The sequence below is a fragment of the Pirellulaceae bacterium genome (assembly GCA_019636385.1).
In the GTDB taxonomy this organism is placed as follows: Bacteria; Planctomycetota; Planctomycetia; order Pirellulales; family Pirellulaceae; genus Aureliella.
In genome coordinates, this window is the sequence record JAHBXT010000001.1 from 936,316 (window position 1) to 961,789 (window position 25,474).

The 25,474-nt window shown below is 55.3% G+C and carries 20 protein-coding genes and 1 tRNA gene; 10 read left to right on the plus strand and 11 right to left on the minus strand.

What is annotated here, in order from left to right:
- Positions 1 to 26: 26 nt before the first annotated feature.
- Positions 27 to 1,241 carry a M28 family peptidase gene (locus KF752_03610; GenBank protein ID MBX3420624.1) on the plus strand — a complete coding sequence of 405 codons (1,215 nt, stop codon included), beginning with the start codon at positions 27 to 29 and terminating at the stop codon, positions 1,239 to 1,241.
- Between the two features lie 14 nt (positions 1,242 to 1,255).
- On the opposite strand, the gene KF752_03615 is transcribed toward KF752_03610, so the two are convergent.
- Positions 1,256 to 1,660, minus strand: coding sequence for a hypothetical protein (locus KF752_03615; protein ID MBX3420625.1), 405 nt, complete (start codon positions 1,658 to 1,660; stop codon positions 1,256 to 1,258).
- Between the two features lie 394 nt (positions 1,661 to 2,054).
- Here KF752_03615 and KF752_03620 point away from each other — a divergent pair.
- From KF752_03620 to KF752_03635, 4 genes are all read left to right on the plus strand, one after another.
- A tRNA-Leu gene (locus KF752_03620) sits at positions 2,055 to 2,138 on the plus strand.
- Positions 2,139 to 2,974: 836 nt separating this feature from the next.
- Positions 2,975 to 4,372, plus strand: coding sequence for a putative DNA binding domain-containing protein (locus KF752_03625; GenBank protein MBX3420626.1), 1,398 nt, complete (start codon positions 2,975 to 2,977; stop codon positions 4,370 to 4,372).
- A gap of 112 nt (positions 4,373 to 4,484) precedes the next feature.
- Complete coding sequence (locus tag KF752_03630) at positions 4,485 to 4,739, plus strand: hypothetical protein (GenBank protein ID MBX3420627.1); 255 nt, start codon at positions 4,485 to 4,487, stop codon at positions 4,737 to 4,739.
- A 179-nt stretch (positions 4,740 to 4,918) separates the two neighbouring features.
- On the plus strand, positions 4,919 to 5,245 hold the full coding sequence (locus tag KF752_03635; protein ID MBX3420628.1) for a DUF2200 domain-containing protein: 327 nt from the start codon (positions 4,919 to 4,921) through the stop codon (positions 5,243 to 5,245).
- A 73-nt stretch (positions 5,246 to 5,318) separates the two neighbouring features.
- Here KF752_03635 and KF752_03640 read toward each other — a convergent pair whose 3' ends face one another.
- Entirely contained in the window at positions 5,319 to 7,049 is a 1,731-nt protein-coding gene (locus KF752_03640; protein MBX3420629.1) for a hypothetical protein, read from the minus strand.
- A gap of 348 nt (positions 7,050 to 7,397) precedes the next feature.
- On the opposite strand from KF752_03640, the gene KF752_03645 reads away from it, so the two are divergent.
- The 4 genes from KF752_03645 (at position 7,398) to KF752_03660 (ending at position 15,160) form a co-directional block, all read left to right on the plus strand.
- Complete coding sequence (locus KF752_03645; GenBank protein MBX3420630.1) at positions 7,398 to 7,667, plus strand: hypothetical protein; 270 nt, start codon at positions 7,398 to 7,400, stop codon at positions 7,665 to 7,667.
- A 202-nt stretch (positions 7,668 to 7,869) separates the two neighbouring features.
- Positions 7,870 to 8,862, plus strand: a complete 993-nt coding sequence (locus KF752_03650) for a LysR family transcriptional regulator (GenBank protein ID MBX3420631.1) — start codon at positions 7,870 to 7,872, stop codon at positions 8,860 to 8,862.
- A gap of 115 nt (positions 8,863 to 8,977) precedes the next feature.
- Positions 8,978 to 13,549, plus strand: a complete 4,572-nt coding sequence (gene gltB / locus KF752_03655) for a glutamate synthase large subunit (protein ID MBX3420632.1) — start codon at positions 8,978 to 8,980, stop codon at positions 13,547 to 13,549.
- Between the two features lie 102 nt (positions 13,550 to 13,651).
- Entirely contained in the window at positions 13,652 to 15,160 is a 1,509-nt protein-coding gene (locus KF752_03660) for a glutamate synthase subunit beta (protein ID MBX3420633.1), read from the plus strand.
- Positions 15,161 to 15,377: 217 nt separating this feature from the next.
- On the opposite strand, the gene lpdA is transcribed toward KF752_03660, so the two are convergent.
- From lpdA to leuC, 4 genes are all read right to left on the minus strand, one after another.
- Positions 15,378 to 16,778, minus strand: a complete 1,401-nt coding sequence (gene lpdA, locus KF752_03665) for a dihydrolipoyl dehydrogenase (protein ID MBX3420634.1) — start codon at positions 16,776 to 16,778, stop codon at positions 15,378 to 15,380.
- The gene (locus KF752_03670) at positions 16,778 to 17,182 is read right to left on the minus strand and encodes a hypothetical protein (protein ID MBX3420635.1); all 405 of its coding nucleotides are present in this window, start codon (positions 17,180 to 17,182) and stop codon (positions 16,778 to 16,780) included. The genes lpdA and KF752_03670 overlap by 1 nt, the downstream gene beginning before the upstream one ends.
- Before the next feature lie 102 nt (positions 17,183 to 17,284).
- Complete coding sequence (gene leuD, locus KF752_03675) at positions 17,285 to 17,881, minus strand: 3-isopropylmalate dehydratase small subunit (protein MBX3420636.1); 597 nt, start codon at positions 17,879 to 17,881, stop codon at positions 17,285 to 17,287.
- Positions 17,882 to 17,894: 13 nt separating this feature from the next.
- On the minus strand, positions 17,895 to 19,316 hold the full coding sequence (gene leuC, locus KF752_03680) for a 3-isopropylmalate dehydratase large subunit (protein ID MBX3420637.1): 1,422 nt from the start codon (positions 19,314 to 19,316) through the stop codon (positions 17,895 to 17,897).
- A 546-nt stretch (positions 19,317 to 19,862) separates the two neighbouring features.
- Here leuC and KF752_03685 point away from each other — a divergent pair.
- A complete protein-coding gene (locus KF752_03685) occupies positions 19,863 to 20,849 on the plus strand; it encodes a hypothetical protein (GenBank protein ID MBX3420638.1) in 987 nt (328 codons plus the stop codon).
- A 61-nt stretch (positions 20,850 to 20,910) separates the two neighbouring features.
- Here KF752_03685 and KF752_03690 read toward each other — a convergent pair whose 3' ends face one another.
- The 5 genes from KF752_03690 to KF752_03710 all read right to left on the minus strand — a co-directional run bounded on the left by KF752_03690 (position 20,911) and on the right by KF752_03710 (position 25,458).
- A complete protein-coding gene (locus KF752_03690) occupies positions 20,911 to 21,843 on the minus strand; it encodes a sugar phosphate isomerase/epimerase (GenBank protein MBX3420639.1) in 933 nt (310 codons plus the stop codon).
- 33 nt (positions 21,844 to 21,876) lie between these two features.
- Complete coding sequence (locus tag KF752_03695; protein ID MBX3420640.1) at positions 21,877 to 22,134, minus strand: acyl carrier protein; 258 nt, start codon at positions 22,132 to 22,134, stop codon at positions 21,877 to 21,879.
- Positions 22,135 to 22,374: 240 nt separating this feature from the next.
- Positions 22,375 to 22,773, minus strand: a complete 399-nt coding sequence (locus KF752_03700) for a GNAT family N-acetyltransferase (GenBank protein MBX3420641.1) — start codon at positions 22,771 to 22,773, stop codon at positions 22,375 to 22,377.
- 307 nt (positions 22,774 to 23,080) lie between these two features.
- Positions 23,081 to 24,094, minus strand: coding sequence for a UbiA family prenyltransferase (locus KF752_03705; GenBank protein MBX3420642.1), 1,014 nt, complete (start codon positions 24,092 to 24,094; stop codon positions 23,081 to 23,083).
- Positions 24,095 to 24,255: 161 nt separating this feature from the next.
- Entirely contained in the window at positions 24,256 to 25,458 is a 1,203-nt protein-coding gene (locus KF752_03710; protein MBX3420643.1) for an SUMF1/EgtB/PvdO family nonheme iron enzyme, read from the minus strand.
- Between the last annotated feature and the right edge of the window lie 16 nt (positions 25,459 to 25,474).

The window sequence follows — 25,474 nt, forward strand, 5'->3', positions numbered from 1 at the left end:
CGTATCTGCACTGGAGACCGGGTGCCTTGAAACCAGAAATTGTCGCAGCCACCGAACGCGCGTTCGAGTTTACTCGGCGAATTTGCCGCAAACATACCTCGCGGTTGACCGGCACCACGGCTTGCTTGGACACCGCCGACGAAATTAAGAGCGAACTTGCTCAATTTTGCAATTCCGTGCATCAGCAGGATTTCACTACGCACCCCGACAGTTTTCTAGGGTTTATCCGTGTCAGCGTTGCATTGTACTTTGTAGCGCTGTGGTTGTACTGGCTGAACTGGTACGGCACGGCACTGCTGGTAGGCTTGGTGAATATGGTGATCGTGGCTGGGCAGTTTTTTCTGTATCGTGAGCTGCTGGACGGGTTTTATCCTCGTCGCCAGAGCCGCAATGTGTGGGGCGTGATCGAACCGACGGGGAGGGCGCGCCAGCAGATTGTTGTGTCGGCCCACCACGATAGCGCCCACGTGTTCACCTTTTTGGAGCATTGTCCAGCGCAGTATATCTTGCTAGTCAACGCGGGCTTTGCGATTTCGATCGGCCTGTGGTTGGCCTCTGGAGGCACTTGGTTGGCTCAGGCATTCGGCTACGATACCTCAGCAACTGCCGCGGCCGCCAAATGGACTTTCGCAATACTGTCCGTTGGCGTGTTGCCACTGTGGTTCTTTTACAAGCGGCAAGGTACGCCCGGCGCTGGGGACGATTTGATTTGTGTGGCCAGCGGATTGGAGATCGGTCGTTACTTTGCCCAGCCACAGAATCGGTTGCAGCACACGCGGTTGATCGTGGCCAGTTGGGATGCCGAAGAATGCGGACTGCGCGGTGCCCGCGCCTTTATTGGCGAACATCAAAGCCTGTTATCGGCGCTGCCCACCAGCAATCTGAATTTTGAATGCTTTTACCAATTACCTCATCTATCGGCGCTGACCAGCGACTTGAATGGCTTCGTCAAACTATCGGAAACTTTAGCTGCTGAATGTACAGCCATCGGTAGTGAACTGGGATACGATATCCGCAGCGTTAGATTCCCACTGCTGGCCGGCGGAACGGATGCGGCCGAATTCAGCAAGGCTGGTATCGCAGCTACGACGCTGCAAGGCATGTGCTACGCCGATAAAGGCAATTGGCCAGCCTACCACACCACGCGCGATACCATCGAAAATGTTTCCTGGCCAGTCACATCGGCGGTGATCGATATCAGCCTGAGCTTGATTCAGCGCAAAGATCGGCGCGTCGGGTGATGTAGCCACAGGGGTCAGTCAAACCCGCCACTGAGAATGACTGTACCGCCCGGCTGGACTGAAATCAGGTAACGATTGCCCTGGCCGCGCACCGGTAACGAAAATGTTCGCGAGCGAAACGTGGAGCCACTTTGAAAACGCCCTCTGACTTCCCCTTGAACGCTACCAGTATTGGTCAAATGCAACTTGGAAACGGACCCATCCGGTAAATTCACCAAGTCATGAATCTGGACACCCAAGCGAATCGTCAGCTCCGATATTTTTTCACCCGAGCGATTTTGGTATTCGACTGCGCGCACCAGCTTCGCATCTTCAGGCCAGCAATAGCTGTTCAGGGCTTCCCCGACGGCAATCGTCACGGCTGCCACGCAGCAAACCAGGACGGTGTGCAAGTAACTAGATTTCCCAAACGACTTCATAAGTACTCAATCGAAATGGGGCTCTTGTAGCCGTCGGCGGGATAGCCACGGCGAGCATTCCCGGATCGGTCGATCCGCTACTGAAGACTAGCATTTTTTGCTGGAGTCGCGGCGTTGGGTTGCCATCAGCCGATGCGTCACCGCCCTTCCAATGCATTGCACCCGTCGCATAACCGCTACAATCGGCTGGCAACGGCACATGCCAATCCACCTTTGGCCATCGGCCGGCGGCACACTCGCCGCGGGTCGCAGGGTGGAAGGCCAATGCGCATTTTGCGGTACCTACCCATTGACACTCTCGAAGGTAGCTCGAAAATTTCAGCCTTTCCCGTTGGATTGATACCGCCATGGAACCGATGGTACCAGAGGTGCTGGCCAACAGCGGAAAAATGATGCGGATGTGGCGGAATTGGCAGACGCGCTAGATTCAGGTTCTAGTGGCCGCAAGGCTGTGGAGGTTCAAATCCTCTCATCCGCACTGCTGTAAACCTGCCGGCCAGCAGGATTTAAAGGGATTCGCCTGCGAGTCCCAATTTCACGTTGCCAGGCAAAAGCTCGGCATTCGACAAGCCGCGGTTGCGTTGCTGTCTTGCTGGCCGAGGCGTCAAACGGTGCCTCGATGGACAATCTCAGCGCACTGGACCACGGCCCGCAGTATCCTCCACAGTCTTTCCTCGGCCAGTCTGCGGCAGCAGAATCCGAGTGGTTGACCGCCAGATCCATGATTCCGGCTGGCACGGATAGCTCTAGTCAGTCACCTGCGCGTAGTCGAATGTGGAATTCGATCGTTCCGATTCCAATGTCAGACAATTCAATGAAGCAATCAAGCAACCGCCTGTGCTCGTTCTGTGAACCAGTCTCAGGCCTTGGTGGCTGTGGCCTGTGAAGGCTACAACCGCGACGTCATCCCCTAACGTGGATGCAACAACCTGGTAACGGAACATCTCTGGTATCGCAACAACTCATGATCGACTTGTAGCTCACCATCATACCAAGCTGCAACCAGCTGGCTTCAGCAATCGCAGCTTGACCGTTGGTACTTGTTGGATGAAGCGTACAGCCGCGCCCTCTTAGCCGGCGTTAATACGGATGATCACGACATCATCTGCCTAACATCCATCTGCACAACACCCTCCTGCCTACCAGCCCATCCGTCTGTCTATTTGGGGAATTCTAAGCTCGAACCAGCGCTCATTGCCGCCCCAAAATGAACGAGTTACAATCACAATGCAAGACATCAAATCCAGACACTCATATTGAGGGCATCTGCGTAACAATAGTTCGTCGTCAAAGCCTATTGAAAGAAAGAATTCCATGGTGTCCGAAAGGCAACGGCTGGACGAGTTAAAGGCACTATTGATCCAAGGAGCGACAGAAAGCTTGGACTTGGAGCTTAAAGAGTGGATTGACCCGAACACACCTTTCGGAAAATCGAAAATCGCGAAAGCCTGTCTTGCACTTCGAAACAATGATGGCGGAAGGTTGGTCATTGGATTCAACGACGAGGGAATACAATGCAAGACCAATTCTCCGTCGAATACTCGAGCATGCTATAGCTCTGATGTGATTCAAGAAATCGTTGGTAAATACGCTTCCGAACCCTTTGGGATCACCATGGACTATCTTGAAATTGAGGGCGTTGAGCATCCCGTAGTTTGCGTCCCCGGCGGGATTAAAAACCCTGCAATTTGCAAGTCTGACCTCCACAATGATGAAGGCAACGCACTTCTGCGTGATAATTCACTATATGTTCGGTCGGTAAAATCAAATCACCGCGTAAGCTCTTCTGAAATCCGTAGAGGAGACTGGGACCGTTTACTTACAATTTGTTTCGAGAATCGCGAAGCAGACGTTGCAAGATTCGTTCGGCGTCATCTCGTCGATATTTTCGATCCCCAATTGCTTCAGGCGACTGCCACGAACGGACAAAGCGCCTCCATTCTCAATTTGTTGGATATTGGCTTTGCGCGGTATCGTGAGCTTTGCAATGAACGACAAACTAAATTGCCTAAGAAGTTGGGTTACCGTGAATTTGCTGTCGAGGTTAACGGTGTAGAGAATGTTCAGGTCCCCAGTTTTTCGCTCCTTCAAAAAATCGCAAACAATGCTCCACGAATTTCTGGTTGGAGTCCCTGGGTAATCCTACTTGGCTCAAGAACTGCGGAAGACCGTCCACAGATAAATCAAGGCACATTTGAGTCTTTTATTGACTATCTCGGAGGTGAATTCATGGGACCACACCTCGACTTCTGGTCCATAAATCCCAGCGGCAAATTCTATCATATCCGTGCAATGGAGGATGACTTCATTTTCACACGTCAGGGATACGAGAAAATTGTGCCCGGAGAGCATCTGGATTTCCTGCTGCAAATTAGTCGGGTCGCCGAAGGTATCGCCGTTGCTATTTCTATCTCCCAGACCCTAGGATTTGACCCCGAAACCACTCAGCTTAAATTCGCCGCTAGATGGCAGGGACTTCGTGGAAGAGGGCTTTGTTCTTGGGCAGATCGTAATCGGCATTTTGGTTCTTGGGGAAACGCAGTTCAGAATGAATTTGTTCATGCCGTTAGAATTCCACTAAACGTTGCCAAAGGCGACATACACGAGTATGTGAGGCCAATAATCGACAATCTGTTCGCGATCTTCGGAGGCACGGAAGTCGAAGGACGTGTAATTCAAGGAATTGTCAATGAAGCACTAGATCGGAGATAATCTTCGACGAACAATAGGTTGCAACGGAGCGGGCGAATAGGGCGATTTGGCAATGGTAGCCAACTCGTGTCCGCCCGCTGAGCCCGGTCGTTCGCTGCGATAGTATGGTGCGATGGATACTGTCTACATCGAAACGTCTATCGTGAGCCATGCCACTGCCTGGCACAGCGCAGACCCGGCCACAGCGGCCCTTCAGGATCAAGCCAAGCGCTGGATGGCCGAACAGCGTCCGCTCTACGACGTCGTCACATCCCAGTGGGTGATCGGCGAGGCTTCTATGGGCGATGCAGATGCGGTCGTCAAGCGGCTGAAGATGCTGACAAATAGCCGTTTTGCCCGCAAATCCGAATGCCGACATCGTGGCTGACAGGCCCCCTGGAGACACAGCCATCTGCTGGAGGTACTTCGCGTGCCGGGGAGTTGATGTACGACGCTGAAGAAGAATTGCCGGCTAGGGATGGAATTGGCAGTCAACTAAAACGTATCAGACAGAATGAGTAGTGTCACATGAAGAGCACGACCCACCACGATGAACGAATTGCCAAGATGACGTTTGCTTCGGTCTATCCACACTATCTTGCAAAAGTCCAAAGGAAGGGCCGAACCCAAGAGGAGCTGCACCAAGTAATTGGCTGGCTCACGGGCTTCACGGAAAAGGCACTGCTGAAGCACATCAACGACAAACTGACGTTCGAACAGTTCTTTCAACGTGCCAAGCTGAATCCCAACGCACATCTAATCACTGGCGTCATCTGCGGCTATCGAGTGGAAGAGATCAAGAATCCCTTGACACAACAAGTAAGGTACTTGGACAAGTTGGTTGATGAATTGGCCAAAGGTCGCAAGATGGAAAGGATCCTTCGCGAAGCATGAACCCCATTGGTCGATCCGCTTGCCGAAATCCCGCGAATTCGATTAGGGCATATCCGGTGGACGAGTATGCTGGTTAGGGTCCCTGGGGATTACCATCCCAGGCAAGCGTCTCGCCAGTGCTTTCCACTTTTCGACCAAAGGTGATCAGCAGGCCCATGATACCCAGGGTTTGCAGGAGGAGTGTCCACCAAACGTTCAGGCCAAATCCCAGTGGCAAGGTGCCCAACAGGATATTGATTGCGGCGACCCAGAGTGCGTAGGGCATCTGGGTACTGACGTGAGCAAGCAGATCACAGCTACAGCTTTGCGCCGATAAGACGGTGGTGTCAGAAATGGGCGAGCAGTGATCGCCGAAGATGGCGCCGGCCAGTACGCTGCCAATACTGGCCAGCATCAGGGGATGTTGCAAAACGTCGGTGGTGCCCAGCGTTCCCACAAGGGCATACGCCATGGGGACGACAATTGGTAACAAGATTCCCATCGTGCCCCAACTGGTTCCCGTACAGAAGGCGACAACGCAGGCCATTAGGAACACGACTGTCGGCAAGAGCTGTACTGGAAAACGCGCCTCGGTTTTGAGCGGTTGAGGGGCCTCGGATGGCGACGATGCAGAACCGCCCGTGGCTGGCTGGACTGGCTGTACGGTTAGCAGTGATTTGAGGTAGTCGCCGGTGTACAGTCGGTGGTCCTGGTGTTCGTAGGCGACGGAGACTTGACCGCTGACCGATTTGTTGCTGGTGAGAGCCGATAGAGTCGACGCGCACCACAATATCAGAATGGCTGGAGCGACTACCCGAGCGCCAGCCACACCGGCCTCGAATACTCCCGGACCATCCAGCAGTCGCTGCACTCGAGCCAGCAGCGCCGCCAGCGCCAATCCGCCGGCCGCACCGTACTGTAAGGCCAACGCATTGTCAGCGACTCGTAGAACTTCGTTCAGCGAAGAACCAGGTGGAGCATTGTTGAGCCCCGAACGGTAAATGAAGTAAATCACTAGCATCACGGTCAGGCCAATAGGTAGTACGGCGTTGTACCAACTGGATGTTAACGCACCGGTTTCCAAGCTGGCGACTTGCGGATGTCGACTGTCGATTTTGTCGCTGGCCAGTCTGCCACGCTCGGCGCGCAGCATTGGACCCATCTCGCGACCAGACAGGGCAAGCAGCGGAACCAGCAGCAGCGAGAAACAGATGTAGTAGCGATAAGGAATACTGTAGACGAACAGTGTAAATGCCTGCGGCTCCAAGCGAGCGTCCACATTCGCCAAGCCACTGCGCACGTATTCAATCTCTACGGCCACCCATGTAGACACCAGCGCCAGACCGGCAACCGGTGCGGCCGTGGAATCGACGATGTAGGCCAGTTTTTCACGAGAGATTCTCAGGCGATCCGCGATGGGGCGCAGCGTTGGTCCTAATAAAAGCGTGTTGGCGTAGTCGTCAAAGAAGACAACCAAGCCCATAAACCAAGCCACCAATTGGCCTCGACGCCGGGTCCGAGCCCACGGAGCGACCAGCGCAATCAAGCCGCGCATTCCGCCACAGCGAGTAACTACACCGATCAACGCTCCCATCAACAAGGTAAACGAGAAGACTCGCAGGCGACCGGGGTCAATCAGAGTATTCCACAGATGCACCTCCCAAAAATCGCTGAGCGCTATCAGCGGTCGAAAGCCGGAAGTTAGTAAGCAGCCAACAAATATGCCGACCAACATCGAACCCACGAGCCGACGCGTGGCAATCGCCAGCGCAATCGCCACTATGGGTGGCAAGAGGCTGAGAGCGCCGTAGGGATGTGCTTCCATAGTTCTTGGATGATGGTCTTATGGCCGGGGAGGTTGGCAGTTCCTGTTCAAATGGCAGGACATTGTAAACCAGTTGGAGAGTTCACGCTTAGCTGGCTCTGGACGGAAAATTCGCTAGGATCGCCAGCGGAATGGGCCAAGGGGGCTAGCTCCAGGCAATGAGGATCAAGAAATGCCAGCATTTGAGCCGATCGCAGTGCTCAGGCCGTTGATTCGGGCGACTTGCAGCCCCATCGAAGTGCTGTGTCCCCGTGAAGGAACACTGCGGGCTTCGCTGCCGCGCTCCGGCGCGCGTAGCTACCTGCAATGTGCTGTGTCCCCGCTGAATTTATTGTCGGAGTGTCCGCTATGTGGCGCGCGTTCTTTTTTGCTGTCGGAACCATGCTGGTGATCGTAGGAGTCGAATGCTTAGTAATCGACAGCGCCACAATTGTTACGGATCGCAATGAGACAGTGCAGGTCAGCAACAGCTGGTTTCAGCCACCACAAACCGTCCAAGTCGGTACGCGTGTAGTTCGACCGCCGGATTGGATTCCGTGGAGCTTGATAGCTTCAGGGGCGGTTGTGATCCTGTACGCACTCACCCTCCCACGTCGCTGGCACAGCAAGGGCGACTGACGCGGGGACATTCGGCCCGTTGGCTTAATAAAAGACCGTCCAAACCCGTCGCCAACGGCTCTCTTTTTTCCGATTTGGCCTACTTCGTAGGCATTGACGATCGAACAACGTCCGATTAGATTCTTTAATCGTCTATTTTGATGGTCTCTATTATTCAATCAGAATTTGTGATAGTAACTTCCTGTCAATGGAAGCATTGATAATGCACCTGCGCAATTTGCGAGTTTTTTGTGACGTAGTTCATCGACGCAGCTTTTCGCGGGCCGCCGAGGACAACGAAATGACACAAAGCGGTGTCAGCCAAGCCGTTCAGCAGCTCGAAGAGTATCTGAAGGTGCAATTGATCGACCGCAGCAAGCGCCCGTTTGTGTTAACCGCCGAGGGTGACCAGTTTCATCGAGGTTTGGTTCAACTGCTTCGCCAGTTTGACACGTTAACCGAAGAGGTTCGATCGCTGGGAAATCAATTGTCGGGCCGCGTGACGATTGCCGCAATCTACAGTGTTGGCCTGAGCTACTGGCCCCAGTTGCAGCGGCTAGTCAAAGAGCGTTTTCCGCAAGCGGAGTTTCGCTATCAGTTTGGACACCCTGACGAAGTCTATCGGCTGGTTGAGCAGGGGGCGGTAGATTTTGGTCTAATCAGCTACCCGGAGAGTTCCAAAACGATCGCTGTGACCGACTGGTGCCAAGAGCGGATGTTGCTGGCGGCGCCCCCCGGGCACCGACTGAGCAAGCACGAAAGCGTCCAGCCACAGGAACTCCAGGACGAGAACCTAGTGGCCTTTGCTCCAAATTTACGCATACGCCAAGAGATCGATCGCTACTTGAGGCACTTGGGCGTTAGCATGCAGGTGGTTGCCGAATTTGACAACATCGACTCGGTCAAGCATGCCTTGGAATTCAATTCTGCCGTGTCGTTCCTGCCGCAACCGACTGTCAAAGAGCAGTTAGACAGTGGCAGCATGGTCGAGATACATTGCCCCTGGTTGAAGCTCAGTCGCCCATTGGGGGTGATTCAGCGCCGCGATACACCGTTGGGGCCAACGGCGCGGGGCATTGTCGAGTTGGTTTTGTCGGAAGATTTTCAGTCGGGTCAGTCCAGACCACAGCCGGAGGCTTCACCGGCTGAAATCAAGAACGTGCCGGCCAGTCGTGACATCCCTCACCCCAATCAAGATAGTCGCCACATCGCCTAACCTCACCCTCAACGCACCGAACATTGGAACTGACCAACCCACCAGCGCCGTAGTTGTCCAAGCCGTTTGAAAATAGTTGTCCGTCGCAATTAGCAGATTAATCAGAGATTCGAAAATGCGTAGCAAATTCCACCTTCCGCAGCGCCAAGGCTTATACGATCCGAGTTTCGAAAAGGAGAACTGTGGAGTCGGGTTTATCGCGCACATCAAGGGCCAGGCGAGCCATCAATTTGTATTGGACGCTTCGGCGATGTTGATATCGATGGACCACCGAGGTGCGTGTGGATGCGAGGCCAACACCGGCGATGGTTCAGGGATGTTGACTGCGCTGCCACATAAGTTTCTGCGTAAAGTGGCCAAAGATGACTTGAAAGTCGACTTGCCGCGACCGGGACAATACGCAGCCGGCTTACTGTTCCTGCCCAAAGACCCCACTGAACGCGCGGCCTGCAAGCAGACGGTGGAGCAGATTATCAGCCAGCAGGGTCAGCGCTGTTTGGGGTGGCGCACGGTTCCCACGGATGCGCGCAAGGCCGACGTTGGCCCGACCGCCTTGGAAGCCGAACCAGCGATTGAGCAGTTGTTTGTAGCTGCTGCCAAAGGGCTCGATCAGGATGCCTTTGAACGCCAGCTATACATCATCCGCAAATCGGCAAGCCATGCCATTCGCGGAAGTTCAACGCTGCATCACGCGCTGCAATTCTACATCTGTAGCCTGTCGACGAAGGTCATCATCTACAAAGGCATGCTGACCAGTGGCCAAGTATTGCCCTATTATCCGGACTTGAACGACGTCGACTTTGAAACCCACCTAGCCATGGTGCACAGCCGGTTTTCGACCAATACGTTTCCGAGTTGGGACCGTGCACAACCGCTGCGTTTCATGAGTCACAACGGTGAAATCAATACGCTCAGAGGCAATCAAAACTGGATGGCGGCCCGCCGCCGCTTGGCCTCCAGCCCGCTGTACGGCGATGAACTGGTCAAGTTATTTCCGGTAGTCGAGCCGCACTGCAGCGACAGTGGCTCGTTCGATAACGTGTTGGAGTTCCTGTTGATGACCGGGCGGACGCTGCAAGAGGCCATTTTGATGATGGTGCCGGAAGCCTGGCAGAAGCACGAGTCGATGCCGGACGAAAAGCGCGCGTTCTACGAGTACTTCAGTTGCATGATGGAACCGTGGGATGGACCGGCCTCGATCGCCTTTACCGACGGTCACTACATCGGTGCTGTACTGGACCGCAACGGTCTACGCCCCAGTCGATACTACATCACCCACGATGATCGCGTGATCATGGCCAGCGAAGTAGGCGTATTGCCGGTTCCGCCCCACCTGGTACGCGAAAAAGGACGCCTGCAGCCCGGCAAGATATTCTTGGTCGACTTCGAACAAGGTCGACTGATTCCGGATCAAGAACTCAAGCACGACTTCGCCGCCAAGCGTCCTTATGCGCAGTGGCTCCGCGAGCAACGGATCACCCTGGACGACTTAGCTCCGGCAGAGGCACAAGGCTATTGCCCCGATACGCTATTGGCACGCATGCAGGCGTTTGGCTACACCAGTGAGACGATGCACTTCATGCTGGTGCCGATGATCGAGGAGTCGCGTGATCCGGTTGGCTCGATGGGTAACGATTCGGCACTGGCTTGCCTGAGTGACCGACCGCGCATGATTTATGACTATTTCAAGCAGCTCTTCGCACAGGTCACCAATCCCGCCATCGACTCGATTCGCGAAGAGGTGGTTATGTCGCTGGAGTGCTATATCGGCCCAGAGCAAAACCTGCTGGCCGTAACGCCGGAACATGCTCACCGCCTGCTGATTCCACATCCGATTTTGACCAACCCTGAGTTGGCGGCCATCGAGCACATGGACCACCGCGGCTGGCGCACCAAGAAGATCGACATTACCTATCCGCGTAGTGAAGGCAAAGCCGGTTTGACTCAGGCTCTCCAACGCATCTGCGCTGAAGCCGAGCAGGCCATCGACGATGGCTATTCGCTTATCATCCTGTCAGATCGTCAAATTGGACCGCAGTCTGTCCCGGTCAGCGCGCTGCTGGCGACCGGTGCCGTGCATCACCACCTGGTGCGCCAAGCCAAGCGAACTCAGGTAGGCATCATCGTCGAAACCGGAGAAGCTCGCGAAGTACATCAGCATTGTCTGTTGGTAGGCTACGGAGCCGACGCGATCAATCCATACTTGGCCTTTGAAGCCCTGTGGTACGCTCGGCTGGATGAGCAGCTGTCCGCAGAAAAGTATGTCGATCTGGACAAGATCATGTACTCGTATCGCAAAGCGGTGGCCAAAGGCATGTTGAAGGTCTTGGCCAAGATGGGCATTAGTACATTGCAGAGCTACAAGGGTGCCCAGATTTTCGAGGCTTTAGGTTTGAAGGACGAGGTTATTGACGTCTGTTTTATTGGCACGGCCAGCCGCATTCAGGGAGTGGGATTTGACGTGCTAGCGGAAGAATCGCTACGACGCCACGCTTTGGGTTATCCCCGCGATCCGGTGGCCCAGTTACCTGCGCTACCCAATCCGGGTGATTTTCATTGGCGATCGGCCGGCGAACGACACGGTTGGGATCCCCAAGCTATCGCGGACCTGCAGGTAGCGGCGCGAGCTGGCGATACCAACGCCTACTGGCGATTTTCCAACCACATCAACCACGACAACGAAATGAAGTGCACGCTGCGCGGGCTGCTTGAACTCAAGCCCGGTGTGGCTGGCCCCGCCGTGCCGCTAGACGAAGTCGAACCGGCGTCGGCCATTGTCAAACGCTTTTGTACGGGCGCGATGAGCTTCGGATCGATCAGCGCGGAAGCTCACGAGACCCTAGCCATCGCCATGAATCGCTTGGGCGGAAAGAGCAACACCGGCGAAGGCGGCGAAGACCCGCAGCGGTTCTTACCAATGGTCAACGGCGATTCGCGCCGCTCGGCAATCAAGCAGGTTGCTTCGGGTCGTTTTGGGGTGACGATTGAGTACCTGACAAACGCAGATGAATTGCAGATCAAGATTTCTCAGGGTGCCAAGCCAGGAGAAGGCGGTGAGCTGCCAGGGCGTAAAGTCGATTGGAATATCGCCCGCATTCGTTACTCCACGCCAGGTGTCGGATTGATCAGTCCTCCGCCGCACCATGACATCTATTCCATCGAAGATTTGGCGCAGTTGATTCACGACCTCAAGAATGCAAATCCCGAGGCGCGCATCAGCGTCAAACTGGTCAGCGAAGTTGGCGTAGGCGTGATCGCGGCTGGCGTGAGCAAGGCGCACGCCGAGCACATTGTGATCGCCGGGGATGTCGGTGGCACGGGCGCATCGCCACTGACAAGCATCAAACACGCTGGTTTGCCTTGGGAGCTGGGAATCGCCGAAGCTCATCAGACACTGGTGCTAAATAACCTGCGCAGTCGAGTCGTACTGCAGACGGACGGCGGACTCAAGACGGGCCGCGACATTGTGATCGCTGCGTTGCTGGGTGCTGAAGAGTTCGGCTTTGCAACCGCTCCGCTGATTACCTTAGGTTGTATCATGATGCGCAAGTGCCACTTGAATACCTGCCCCGTGGGTGTGGCGACTCAGGATCCAGAGTTGCGGAAGAAGTTTCAAGGCAAGCCAGAGCACGTGGTGAATTATCTGTTTATGGTGGCCGAGGAAGCTCGACAGATCATGGCCAATTTGGGGTTCCGCAAAATTGATGAGATGATCGGTCGGGTGGACATACTGGAGCCTTCCAAAGCGATCCAGCACTGGAAGACCGACGGCCTGGATTTGACGTCGATGCTCTTTCCAGCGCATCAGTTGCGGCCCGATGCCATTGCCCGTCAGACCATTGGCCAAGAGCACGGACTGGAAAAGTCACTAGACCGCACGCTGCTGGTCGTGGCGGCCCAGCCAGCGCTTGACAGCAAGGAACCGGTACGTATCCAGTCTCCGATCACGAACATCAATCGTACCGTGGGCACGATTCTAAGTCACGAGATTGCCAAACGTTATGGTCAAGCTGGTTTGCCAGACGATACCGTACATATCAAGCTAACGGGATCGGCAGGGCAGAGTCTGGGCGCTTTCTTGGCGCATGGCGTGACCTTGGAAGTTGAGGGCGATGCCAACGATTACGTCGGCAAGGGCCTGTCGGGAGGCCGCATCGTGATCTATCCTCCGCATGACAGTACATTCAAACCTGAAGAAAATATCCTGATCGGTAACGTTTGCTTGTATGGAGCCACGGGTGGTGAAGCTTTCTTCCGAGGTCGCGCGGCCGAGCGATTTTGCGTCCGCAATTCGGGGGCAACCACAGTGGTCGAAGGGCTTGGCGATCACGGCTGCGAGTACATGACGGGCGGTCGGGTGATCGTACTCGGCCCCACCGGCAGAAACTTTGCCGCCGGCATGTCCGGTGGAATAGCATACGTCTGGGATACTGAGGGCGACTTCGAAATGCGATGCAATCTAGAAATGGTTGCACTGGAACGCATCGAGCCGGGCATTGAAGAGTCGCAGATCCGCGACTTGATCAGGCGACATGCGGAATACACCGGCAGTCAGCCGGCACAACGGGCGCTCGAGGACTGGCCGACATTCCTTAGCCAGTGCGTCAAAGTCATGCCCACCGACTACAAACGTGTGCTGGAAGCTCAGGCCCAGCAGCAACAGTCAGAGCTGGTCACTCGCGATTGAACAAGATTTCAGGCACTCCGCGACGGCACTGGCCAGCGACCACATCACTATTCATAACCGTATCACACGACTTCTAATCTATCGAACAGCGAGTACGAAAGAATGGGAAAACCAACCGGCTTCAAGGAATTCGATCGCAAGAAAGTACCCTGGCGGTTGCCGGTTGTGCGATTGGGCGACTACGGCGAGATTTACACCGAACCCGATGAGTCGCAATTGCGACAGCAGGGCGCACGGTGCATGGATTGCGGGGTTCCGTTTTGCCAATCAGAAACCGGGTGCCCTATCGATAATTTGATTCCCGAGTGGAACGACATGGTCTACCAGGGGCGTTGGCAGGATGCGATCCAGCGATTGCACAAGACCAACAACTTTCCGGAGTTCACCGGGCGAGTTTGCCCGGCGCCCTGTGAAGGAGCCTGCGTGTTGGGCATTACCAATCCGCCAGTAACCATCAAGAACATTGAAAACGCGATTATCGACCGGGCGTTTGCGGAAGGCTGGGTAACGCCAACGATTCCTCAGTCACGGACTGGTAAGCGAGTTGCTATTGTCGGTAGCGGACCGGCAGGACTGGCCGCAGCCGACCAACTGAATCAAGTCGGCCATACCGTCACCGTCTACGAGCGAGCCGATCGGATCGGCGGTTTGTTGATGTATGGCATTCCCAATATGAAGCTGGAAAAGCAGGTCGTCGAGCGTCGTTTGGACCTGATGCGCCAAGCTGGCGTCACGTTTGTCACCGGTGCCGATGTTGGCAGAACCGTGTCCATACAGCAGCTTCAGCAAGATAGCGACGCCTTATTACTGGCTACGGGAGCTACCAAACCACGCGATCTTCCGATTCCCGGACGAGATCTGCGCGGTGTACATTTTGCCATGGATTTTCTGACGGCGCATACCAAGAGCCTGTTGGATAGTGGCTTGAAAAACGGCAAGAAAATCTCGGCAGCCGGTAAGAAGGTGGTCGTGATCGGCGGAGGCGATACCGGCACTGACTGTATCGCCACCAGTCTGAGACATGGATGCACAGCGCTGGTCAATTTTGAACTGTTAGATCGACCACCCGACGATCGCGCCGGCGACAATCCCTGGCCTCAATGGCCGCGCATCTTCCGCGTCGATTACGGACACGAAGAATCCGAAGCCAAATTTGGTCGCGATCCGCGCGAGTATTGCGTGTTGAGCAAAGAATTTTTGGATGATGGTCAAGGAAACGTTAAGGGTATTCGAGCTGTCCGCGTGCAATGGACCAAAGATGCGAATGGTCGCATGCAAATGTCCGAAGTGCCTGGGTCGGAACAAGTGTTTGAAGCTGACCTGGTGTTGTTGGCCATGGGATTCTTAGGCCCAGAACAGTACGTTGCCGAAGCGCTCGGAATCCAAGTTGATTCTCGCAGCAACTATGCGGCTGAACATGGTCGGTTTGCGACCAATGTGCCTGGCGTCTATGCGGCTGGCGATTGTCGTCGCGGACAGTCGTTGGTCGTGTGGGCCATCAACGAGGGTCGTGGTGCCGCGCGAGCCATTGATATTTACCTGCGGGGTTCCAGTCAATTGCCCGCACCGGGTATTACTCAAGGTAGCGCCGCAGCCGTCGCCTGGCAGTAAGCCAGGCGCAATTGGAGGGTATGTGAGAGTGCACATTTGCACAACAGTGCAGCGTTTAGGCACGGCTGCCAAGCAAAACTTGCTCGGCCACCGTGCCATCGCAGCCGTAGGTGCCAGCCCTCCGGCGCATCCATCAGCCTAAAACAGCGGATGGCCTGGCCCATTTCGCGGCCGAATGCGTCATAGCGATAGCTTTGGGGAGGAGCACCCACTTGAATTAGGCAGTATGAATTGCCCGTTGATCGACAGCCAAGGCTGCTTCGTGCAAGAGTTCAGAAAGCGTTGGATGTGCGTGACAGGTCCGAGCCAGATCCTCGCTGCTAGCCCCAAATTCGATAGCTGCCACCGCTTCGGCAATCAAATCCCCAGCCTGGGCGCCAATAATGTGAACTCCCAGAATGCGATCGGTAGTGGCGTCGGCCAGTATCTTAACTCGCCCCTGCGCATCACCTAGTGCCAGCGCGCGACCACTAGCGCCATAGGGGCAGACGCCTTTCTTGTAGGCGATGCCCGACTGTTGCAGTTGCTCTTCGGTTTTACCCACTGAAGCAATTTCTGGGTGCGTGTACACGACGGCGGGAATAGCATCATAGTTGACATGGCTTTTCATGCCCACAATCCGCTCGACGCACACAATGCCTTCTTCACTGGCCTTGTGGGCCAGCATCGCACCGCCTATCAAGTCGCCGATTGCATATATTCCTGGAACTGCGGTTTGGTAATTCTCATCGACGGGCACAAAACCGCGGCGGTCAGTTTCAATACCCACTCGATCCAACCCCAGATTATCTGAGCAGGGCAAGCGTCCAGTGGACAACAACACACGATCGCATGGGATTGGTGGTTGATCCCGACATTGGACGACACAACCATCGGCGGTTGCCCGAGCGCTTTCCACCCAGCTTCCAGTGTGAATCTTCAAGCCTTGTCGCTCAAAGATTCGATGGGCCAATTGACCAATTTCGTGATCCAGACCGGGCAGTATGCGTTCCATGGCCTCCAACACGGTCACCTGGCTTCCCAGCCGCTGCCAAACACTGCCCAGTTCCAATCCGATGTAGCCGCCACCGATGACAACCAGGTGACGCGGTACCTCTGTGAAGCTGAGTGCCAGGGTGCTATCGCCAATTCGGCGATGATCTACTTCAACACTGCGCATGCCTGCCGGTCGGCTGCCAGTTGCCAGGACAATTCTTTTGGCCTGGATTCGCACCGGCCCGGCAGCCGTTTGGATTTCGGCCGTGTCCGCAGAAACCAGCGTCGCGCGACCAGTGTAACCCTGGACGCGGTTGCGCTTGAGCAGCATGGCGATACCAGATGTCAACTGCGAGACGATCTTGTCTTTGCGAGCCAACATAGCCGCTAAGTCCAATTGGACATCGCCGATTTTGACGCCATGACTCGCCATGTCATGTCGCGCCGAGTGATAACGGTGACTGGACTCTAACAGGGCTTTACTGGGAATGCAGCCAACTCGCAGACAGGTTCCGCCGAAAACGGGATTGTCGTCCACGCAGGCCGCATTCATTCCCAACTGAGCCGCTCGAATTGCAGCCACATAGCCGCCGGGTCCACCGCCAATGACCAATAGGTCGTGTTGCTGCGTAGCGCTGGCCATTACAGATCGCCGCCCATGATATTCAGGTCATCCAGGTCCTCTTCGTCATCTGAATCACTTGGGGCAGGAAACATCTCGCTGTCGTCAGGCTCGAACTCGTAGTCGTCTTCTAGTTCCTCTTCAAAATCGTCATCGAAGTCATCGTCAAAGTCGTCTTCGTCGAAGTCCGCAAACGGATCGTCCTCCTCTTCTTCCTCGACAAACGGTGGAGTGTCGGGGCTGGCTTCCGGATCCTGCTCCTTGTCATCTTCATCGTCACTATCCAAATCATCATCGTCGTCATCTTCGTCATCCCAGGCATGTACCACTGGAAGCTGCCACCGTCCATCATCCTGGCTCGCTGTGGGCACAGCCTGAACCGGGGATAGTACGAAACCTGACCAATTGCCGAGAGTCGATATCATTGCGCTGTAAAACCTGTTAGTGCAAAGGAAGCCAACGAAACGTGGCGGCCGTAAATCATGGGGTAGGGGGACAAGCGTAACCGAAGTCACACGATCTGAGGCCTAGGTCGCCAAACCATGAGTCCGTTCGTATTGCGTAATCTTATCTTCGTTTTCCAAAGTCAGCGCGATGTCGTCCAACCCATGGATCAAACAATGTCGCCGAAAATGGTCAATTTCAAACGTATATTCCAAACCATAGTCGTCAGTGACCTTGCCCGCTGTCAGATCCACTAGCAGTCGATAGGGCGAATGCTTGGCAGCTCGTTCAAACAACTGGTCGATGTGGCTTTCACTGAGCGCAATCGGCAGTAATCCGTTCTTGAAGCAGTTGTTGTAGAAAATATCTGCGAACGATGGAGCCAGCACGACGCGAAACCCGTAATCATCCAGGGCCCAAACGGCATGTTCACGGCTGGAGCCGCTGCCAAAATTGCGGCGGGCCAACAGGATCGTCGCCCCTTTAGCCGCCGGCTGATTCAGTTCAAAGGCTGGATTGTCTGACCCGTCGTCGTGAAAACGCCAATCGAAAAACAGATAGCGGCCAAATCCCGTCCGCTCAATTCGCTTTAAGAATTGCTTGGGGATGATCTGATCGGTATCAACGTTGGCCCGATCTAAGCAGGCCACAGTACCTTGGTGAGTTGTAAACGCGCGCATGATTGTCTTTTGGTTATGCCTTATAGTCCCACTGTCGAATGTCACTGAAGCGACCTTGAATGGCTGCTGCCGCTGCCATGGCTGGCGACACCAAATGCGTACGACCGCCTTTACCTTGCCGACCCTCAAAATTGCGATTGCTGGTGGACGCACAGCGCTCTCCGGGCTCGAGCCGATCGGGATTCATTGCCAGGCACATACTGCAACCCGCCTCGCGCCAATCAAAGCCTGCCTCACGGAAGACACGGTCCAAACCTTCCTGCTCCGCCTGGCGCTTAACCAGTCCACTGCCCGGCACGACCATTGCCTGAACAGCAGAGTTCACGCGATAGCCTTTGACGACACGGGCTGCGGCTCGCAAGTCTTCGATGCGCGCATTGGTACACGACCCGATGAAGACGCGATTGATTTTCACGTCGCTAATGGGAGTGCCGGCTGACAGGGCCATGTATTCCAGTGAAGCTGCGGTGGTCTTCTGCTCGGTTTCGTCCGAGAAATCTGAGGGACTGGGCACCTTGGCGGAGATCGAACAGACCTGGCCAGGGTTGGTGCCCCAAGTAACTTGCGGCTCAATATCCGCACCTTGAAACACCCGCAGCTTGTCGTAGACTGCTCCGGGATCGCTGGCTAACTGGCGCCAACGTGCAACGGCCGCCTCAAAATCCTGGGGTACGTAGGGGCGTCCTTGGAGATAACGATAGGTTGTCTCATCCGGTGCAATCATCCCCGCCCGAGCGCCCGCCTCGATGGACATGTTGCACACCGTCATTCGTTCTTCCATCGTCAGCGCGCGAATCACGGGACCGGTGTATTCCAACACATAACCGGTACCACCAGCTGTGGAAATCTGTCCGATCAGGTACAGGATCAAGTCCTTGGCGGTGACGCCTGCAGCCAACTGCCCTTCGATGCGCAGTTCGTAAGTCTTCGGTAACGATTGTAGCAGTGTCTGCGTGGCCAACACATGCTCGACCTCGCTAGTTCCAATGCCAAACGCCAAAGCACCAAAAGCACCGTGCGTTGCCGTGTGACTGTCACCACAGACGATGGTCATGCCGGGTTGGGTATAGCCTAGCTCTGGCCCGATGATATGCACGATGCCCTGATTAGCGTCGTGCAGGTCATACAGTTTGATGCCGAACTGGGCGCAGTTGTTTCGCAGAGTATCAACCTGCTGGCGCGAGATTGGATCGGCAATTGGCAGGCCACGATTGGAGGTCGGCACGTTGTGATCCGGCGTTGCAATCGTACGCTGCGGGCGACGGACCTTTCGACCGGCCAGACGCAAGCCCTCAAATGCCTGTGGACTGGTAACTTCGTGTACCAAATGCAGGTCGATGTACAAAATGGTCTGTTGACCGGGTTGGCTATAAACCACGTGCTCGTCCCAAATCTTCTGGAACAGGGTACGGGGAGAGCCGCTAGAACTAGTCATGTATGCTGGCCTAGTACAAAATCATTTAAAGTGGATGGAAACTCGGACGGTTACAAGTACACGCTATGACAGGTGGCCACACGGCCAGCCGATCGCCCCAACTCGAATATCAGAATTTGGCAATTGTATCCGCAGATGCCGACCGTCAAAGTGCCCCCCCTTCGCTCGACACGTTTCGGACCCCCACCGACTGGCTGGTCAGGTGGTTGGCTGCGGAATTGGACTGTGGGCGGATTGTGGCTGGCAACGCTGACAGCCCTGGGCTGCGTTGACCGGCCCCGGCCTGACGCGCTCAAGTCTGACCAGATTTTTCAACTGAATTCTAATTCGATGGCACCTCATCTCATGGGACCCTGCTTTCGGATGCAATGCCGGAGCTGTCGAGCCACGTGGGACAGGTCCGCCGAATCCAACCCAACGGCACCGCCGATTTGCCCGCATTGCGGCTCCGGAGACTGCCTATCGGGAGAATTACGGCCGGGACAATCCGTTAAGTTATCCAGCATCGATGCTGTGGACCGCCTGTCGTGTATTATTTTTGGACCGATGGCGGGTCCATTGGGTTCGCAGTCCTGGACCTGCAAACGCGTCTGGGGACTTCCGGGTGAGTCCATCCAGCTGCGAGATGGTGAATTATGGGTCAACGGCAGCATGTTTCGCAAAAACATGCTTCAGTTCTTGCAGGTCGCCATACCCGTCGCTGACTTACCAGGGCCAGGGACCCTCTACTGGCATCGCGGTCGGAGCGAACAATCGGATTCAGCGTGGCAAAGCGTTCAGCACTTATGGGCAACTGAGGCATCTGCTGCATCGACGGAGATAGTACTGCAAGCCGGCGACGAACTGCGGTGGCTGTACCGACAGCAATGGAGCAGCACTGGCACCGAGCCAGCGCTGCCATCGGCACTGGTCTGCCAAAGCGTGCTGGATGACTATCCCATCAATCACGGGATGCCTCGAAACCTTGTGCCTGTCGATGATTTGCTGTTGACGATCGGGTTTGCCTCCGCAGAACAAGAAACCCCGTCATCGAACGTGGCCTCCGCACGCGTTGAATGTCTCTATCGAGGTCATAGCTATGACGTGCTGTGCGATTTTGGTTCAGAACTTACAACTGAGGTCGCCGCAGGTCAAGCAGCGCTTTGGCAGGCTGCTTCGCGACCCCAGCAGGTTTTGAAGAATCCTGGACAACTGATGATCGGCGGATGGGACGGTTATGCTTGGGCACGCGCCGATTCCGGCGAGGCGTTCGAACTGCCGGATCGCGCTAGGCCTCCGGATGTTACCTCGTTTAGAATACAGGCGCTTTGTGGAGTGATTCGCATTGGTTCGCTACAAGTCCACCGTGATATCTACCTGCGCGACAACGAGCGCGATCCAAGCAACGGCGCAACGCCGGCCACCGTGATCGGTGCCAATCAGTACTATGTGCTCGGCGACAACCTGCCTGCATCGGTCGACAGTCGTAACGGACTAGGTTGCATCGACCGCAGCCAAATAATCGGCCAGGTTCAATTGCCCGAACCAAAATAGGCTGCCAAGCGGAACTTGGTGCGAGATACTGCCCGCTGGAATCTACCGCTTGGCGCTTCGATTAGGCAGGCGGACTGATGTTCAGCGCAAGATCAATTTGCCGGGCAACGGTAGCCAGCCGCTGCTGGTCGCCGCCGCCTACTTCTGCGGCCACCCAGCCGTGAAAGCCGATATCATCAAGTGCCTGGCGTACGTCGGCCCAGGGAATGTCATCCTCGGTGATGTCAGCCCAATTGTTCTTAGCTCGCGAAAAGCCTTTTATATCCAATTTAACGACGCGTCGTCCCAGCGTTCGTATCCATTGGGCGGGATCGCCATATTTCCAGTGATTGCCAATGTCAAATTGCATGCCCACCCACGGCGACTGAAATTGATCCACATACTGAACGTATTTTTGGGCGGTCTGATCGTTGGGGCCGTCGTGGTCATATAAGAACTGATTCCAGACATTTTCGATGGCGATCATGACACCTAGCTCTGCACACAGCGGCACACAACGGCTGATATTTTCAATCGATCGAGGCCAAATCTCGGATTCTAAACCATCTTCACCTTTGCCGACAACCAACAAGACGGTATGCCCGCCTACCGCATGAGTGGCACGCAGAGCGGTCTGTAAATCCTGCAGGGCTCGAGCACGAATAGCCGGATCAGGACTGGTATGTCGAATATTCCAGTGCGTCGAACAGACCGTACCATCGACGGGCAATCCAGTGGCGTCGATGGCGCGTCGCGCCTCATCGACGTCAAAACCGGGACTGTCCAACTCAATTCCATCAAAACCCGCTGCCTTGGCAACGCGAAACTTTTCGGTCAATCCACCGCTGGCTTTAACCATACCGATCTTAAGGGTTTTCAGCAGCCGTCGAGGGGGCGCGGTGTGCTCAATCGCTGGCGTCAGTTCAGTTCCGCCCGCTAGCCGATGACCGACAGCTAGTGCCCCCAGCGCAGCAGCTTGAGCCAACAAAGTTCGCCGATTGGGTTGACATTCCATAGTTGACTCTCGGGTGTGTGAAGCAATGAGGGATCAGACCGATTGCCGCTGGCGAATATAGTCAGCTAACTCTTGAATGGTCTCGACGTGCAGCAGTTCATCATCGACTTTGATTTTATAAGCCTGTTCGATCTCGTAGGTCCATTCCGCCATGCCGACCGAGTCGATACCCAGCAGCACTAAACTATCGGTTAGCTCAGGGCGCGAGCCAAATTTCTCAGCAAATTGGCTGATTAAACTCTCTTCGATCGACGGCACGCTCGGCCCCTCTTTCACGGATCCACGACTCATGATTGACAAGAGATTGTAGGTCAACTTGCCGCGTAGGTGATAGCCGTCTGCAGCGAAAATCCACAAAATGTTCCCGACGACTCACGACGGCTCTGAACGTCCGCGACTACACAATCAGCCATATTTGCTGGGTGCGACCAGCGGACTATTGGTAGCTACCGTTGCCAGTCGGAGTGGGCCAACCGCGTTTCCACCGTCAGGCGACGGTAGCTACCGCAGTAGGCGCATGGGCTGCTCGCCTTACTCACCCAGTTGCTCCACTTCGCGGTACACTTCATCGCGACTTCTCAATTGCAAGAATAATGCTTTCTTTTGGTTGGGCAACGCGTAGTCAAAACCTTGATGGATCAGAAAACGATCCGACGAACTGATGGCCATCACCTCCATAACCCCCAGTGTGCGAGCCAGCGCTACGCAGTGCTCGACCAACACCGCACCTAAACCTCGGCCTTGATGGGCATCCTGCACCACCAGACACTGAATCTCCGACAACTTCTTCGAATAGACCTCGACTGCCGAAAAGCCGACGATGTGCTGCTGCCACAGAATAACGAACCCCGTAGTCATCAAGTGCAGCATTTCAGCTTTAGTCCGCCGCAGGATAACACGTTGTTCGATGAATGGCTTGAGCAGCGCCATGACGCCGGCCAAATCATCGGGCTGGGCAGCGCGGATCGAGTAACCTTCGGGAAGTTGTGGGTGTTGAAACTGCGTCACTTAGGGTCCTGCTTTACAAATGGAGCTGCCAACCATGAGGGGTGGTGCATGGAGCAAATACAAGCTGAAATCGGCGGTTGTTCACACGGTCGTTCACGTGGAAGCTCTATAAAATTCTGTTCAAACCGATTGGTCCGACCACGAAAAACACTATGACACCACACCTCATTGTTAGACCACTCAACAGCCAATATGGTAACAAGTCCGGTTTGTAACAAGTCCGGTTGGTTCAGGTCGTGCGCAATCGAATGGCACTCAGTAGAGCGGGCAGAAGCAACGCGACCACGCCCACTCCATACCACGGTCCACACCACATCAGTGCTACGGCGGCATCCATGAAAATCAGCGACAGCAATGCATGGCGCACAGACAGTTGCACTTTGCGCGATACAGGATGCAAGACTCCGGCCAGTGCGCGATTGAGTACAGTCAGGCCGATCAACACAATCAGAATCGGATAGTAGCTGGTGGGACTTAGGTACCAAGACACTGGGCGCCCCGGCTCCCACCAGTATAAGCAGGCCAGAATCACCAGACCCGCCACCTCTAGCAGCGTCCCCAGCGAAAGCGTTAGCGGTGAACTATCACCCGCCTCGTGCCGCGCGTACGTGGTGACTCCACAAATGTAAACTCCGACAGCTGCAGCATAAGCCACTAAAGTTTGCGGAAATCGCTCGACGACCGAGAACTCTTGCCCCCAGTGAATCGCCAAAAAACTGAAGCCCACCATCAAGATGTTCAGCGCTCGACAAGCCCCCATCAGCATTGGTCCCAGCAACGTCGCTTTGATTGCCGAGTTATACAGGCGAATGGCTACCCACAGTGCCAGGCTACTGACAATGGCCGCGATCATCCACACGGTATCGATCGCCCGATGATAACTGGCCATTAGCAAGAGCATCAGAGGCCCCAGCATCAGCATTCCTGTGGCCACATGCCCGGCGACCACCGGTGAGATACGACCAGCGGCTAGCGGGCGGCTGGGTCGGGTGCGACGATCTTCTTCGACATCGTGCACATCGTTTAAAATCATGCCGGCCCAGTATGCCAACACCGAAATTCCACAGATCGGCAAAACCACCGTCAACGGTGCCAGAGAACCCACAGAAAGCAAGGCCGCTGCAGCACAATTGGACAGCAGCGTAAAAACGGCCGGCAGCCGAACCAACTGTGCCCAATCGCCAATCCGGCCCCAGCGTAATGGATCGACGGCCACTTGCCTGCGCTGACTGGATGGTTCCATGATGTTGCTTCCTCGATTGCTGAAGTATTGTAGCTTCGGTTGCCAGCCCGAGGAGACTGTCAGCAATCACCTAGGCTCTAGCCAGTACGACTATGCCCCTGTTCTGACGAACGCAGCTACGATAACCAGCACGCTTCCTACCCAGAAGAAGTGGACATCCACTACGGTCGAGCTGCTCGAATGTCTTGCGCAAGTTCGGGATCAACCACGCTCCGAATGCCTCGGCCCTCCTTCAAGCGACTGTCAACATCCTCTTCCAGGTACTGATGGTCGATCTCCCAGAACTTGGCGATGACTGCCTCGTCCAGTGGATGATAGGATCGAAAAATCCGAAAGCCCACGCCGCGGGTGGGGTCCGAGGTGAACCACCATGGACTGAGCGGTAAATTGGGATCCTCTTCCTTCCACTCACTATCGGGGCCGGAGGCCAGCCGAGCTGCACACGCACACTGCTCGGCCGCGTCTTGCCAACTACCGCCTCGCAGCACTCGGTTTTCAATGTCACCTGACCAGTGCACGGTGTCCAGCACCGCGATTGGCTGTGTTAGCTTAGCCAAATCCGTGTAGCCGTTCGGTGTGTAACCGCTGATGGTCCATTCCATGACGTTGCCATGCATGTCCTGTAGTCCGAATGCATTGGGCCGCTTCTCACCGACCGGATGTGGCTGATCGTCAGAGTTGTCGGCAAACCAACCATACTCCGATAGTTGTTCGGCATCGGCACCGAAGCTAAATTCGGTTGTCGTGCCCGCGCGACAAGCGTATTCCCATTCAGCTTCCGTCGGCAAGCGATACTGATGGCCAGTCAATTTACTGAGCCACTTAGTGTATTGTTTGGCCGCGTATTGCGTCATTGTGACCGCTGGCAGATCGGGCTCTTGACCGTACTCATACGTGAAGGTCGGATCATACAGCTCGGTGGGGGCCGTCACCGCATCGACTTCAGCCCCGGCAGTCACCTTTCGCTGGCCACGCTGAGCCAACACATTGAACAAGCGGTACATCGACATATACAGTTCATATTGCTGCCAGGTGGTCTCGGTCTTGGCAACCCAGACCGGCGGCACTTGCACCCTGACCAGCGGACTTTGGTCCTCTTGGCTGCCACCCATTTCAAAGACCCCGCCTGGAATCGGAATCATGTGGATCACCACGTTTGATCCGGGCACGGTCAAGCTGTAGGGCACCATGAACCGGCCAGCGACTTCAGCATACGGCCCTTCGGCAGGTTTTGAATCCGACAGTCCGATCTCGGCTCCCGGCTGGCTGCCCAAGCATTGCCGCGTTTCAACACCGGCTGCGATCGCAACCGCCATCACCGCCCAGCACAGTTTGCGCTGCCATTTCATCCAAGGTCCACTCATTGCGGTCTCAAGTTGA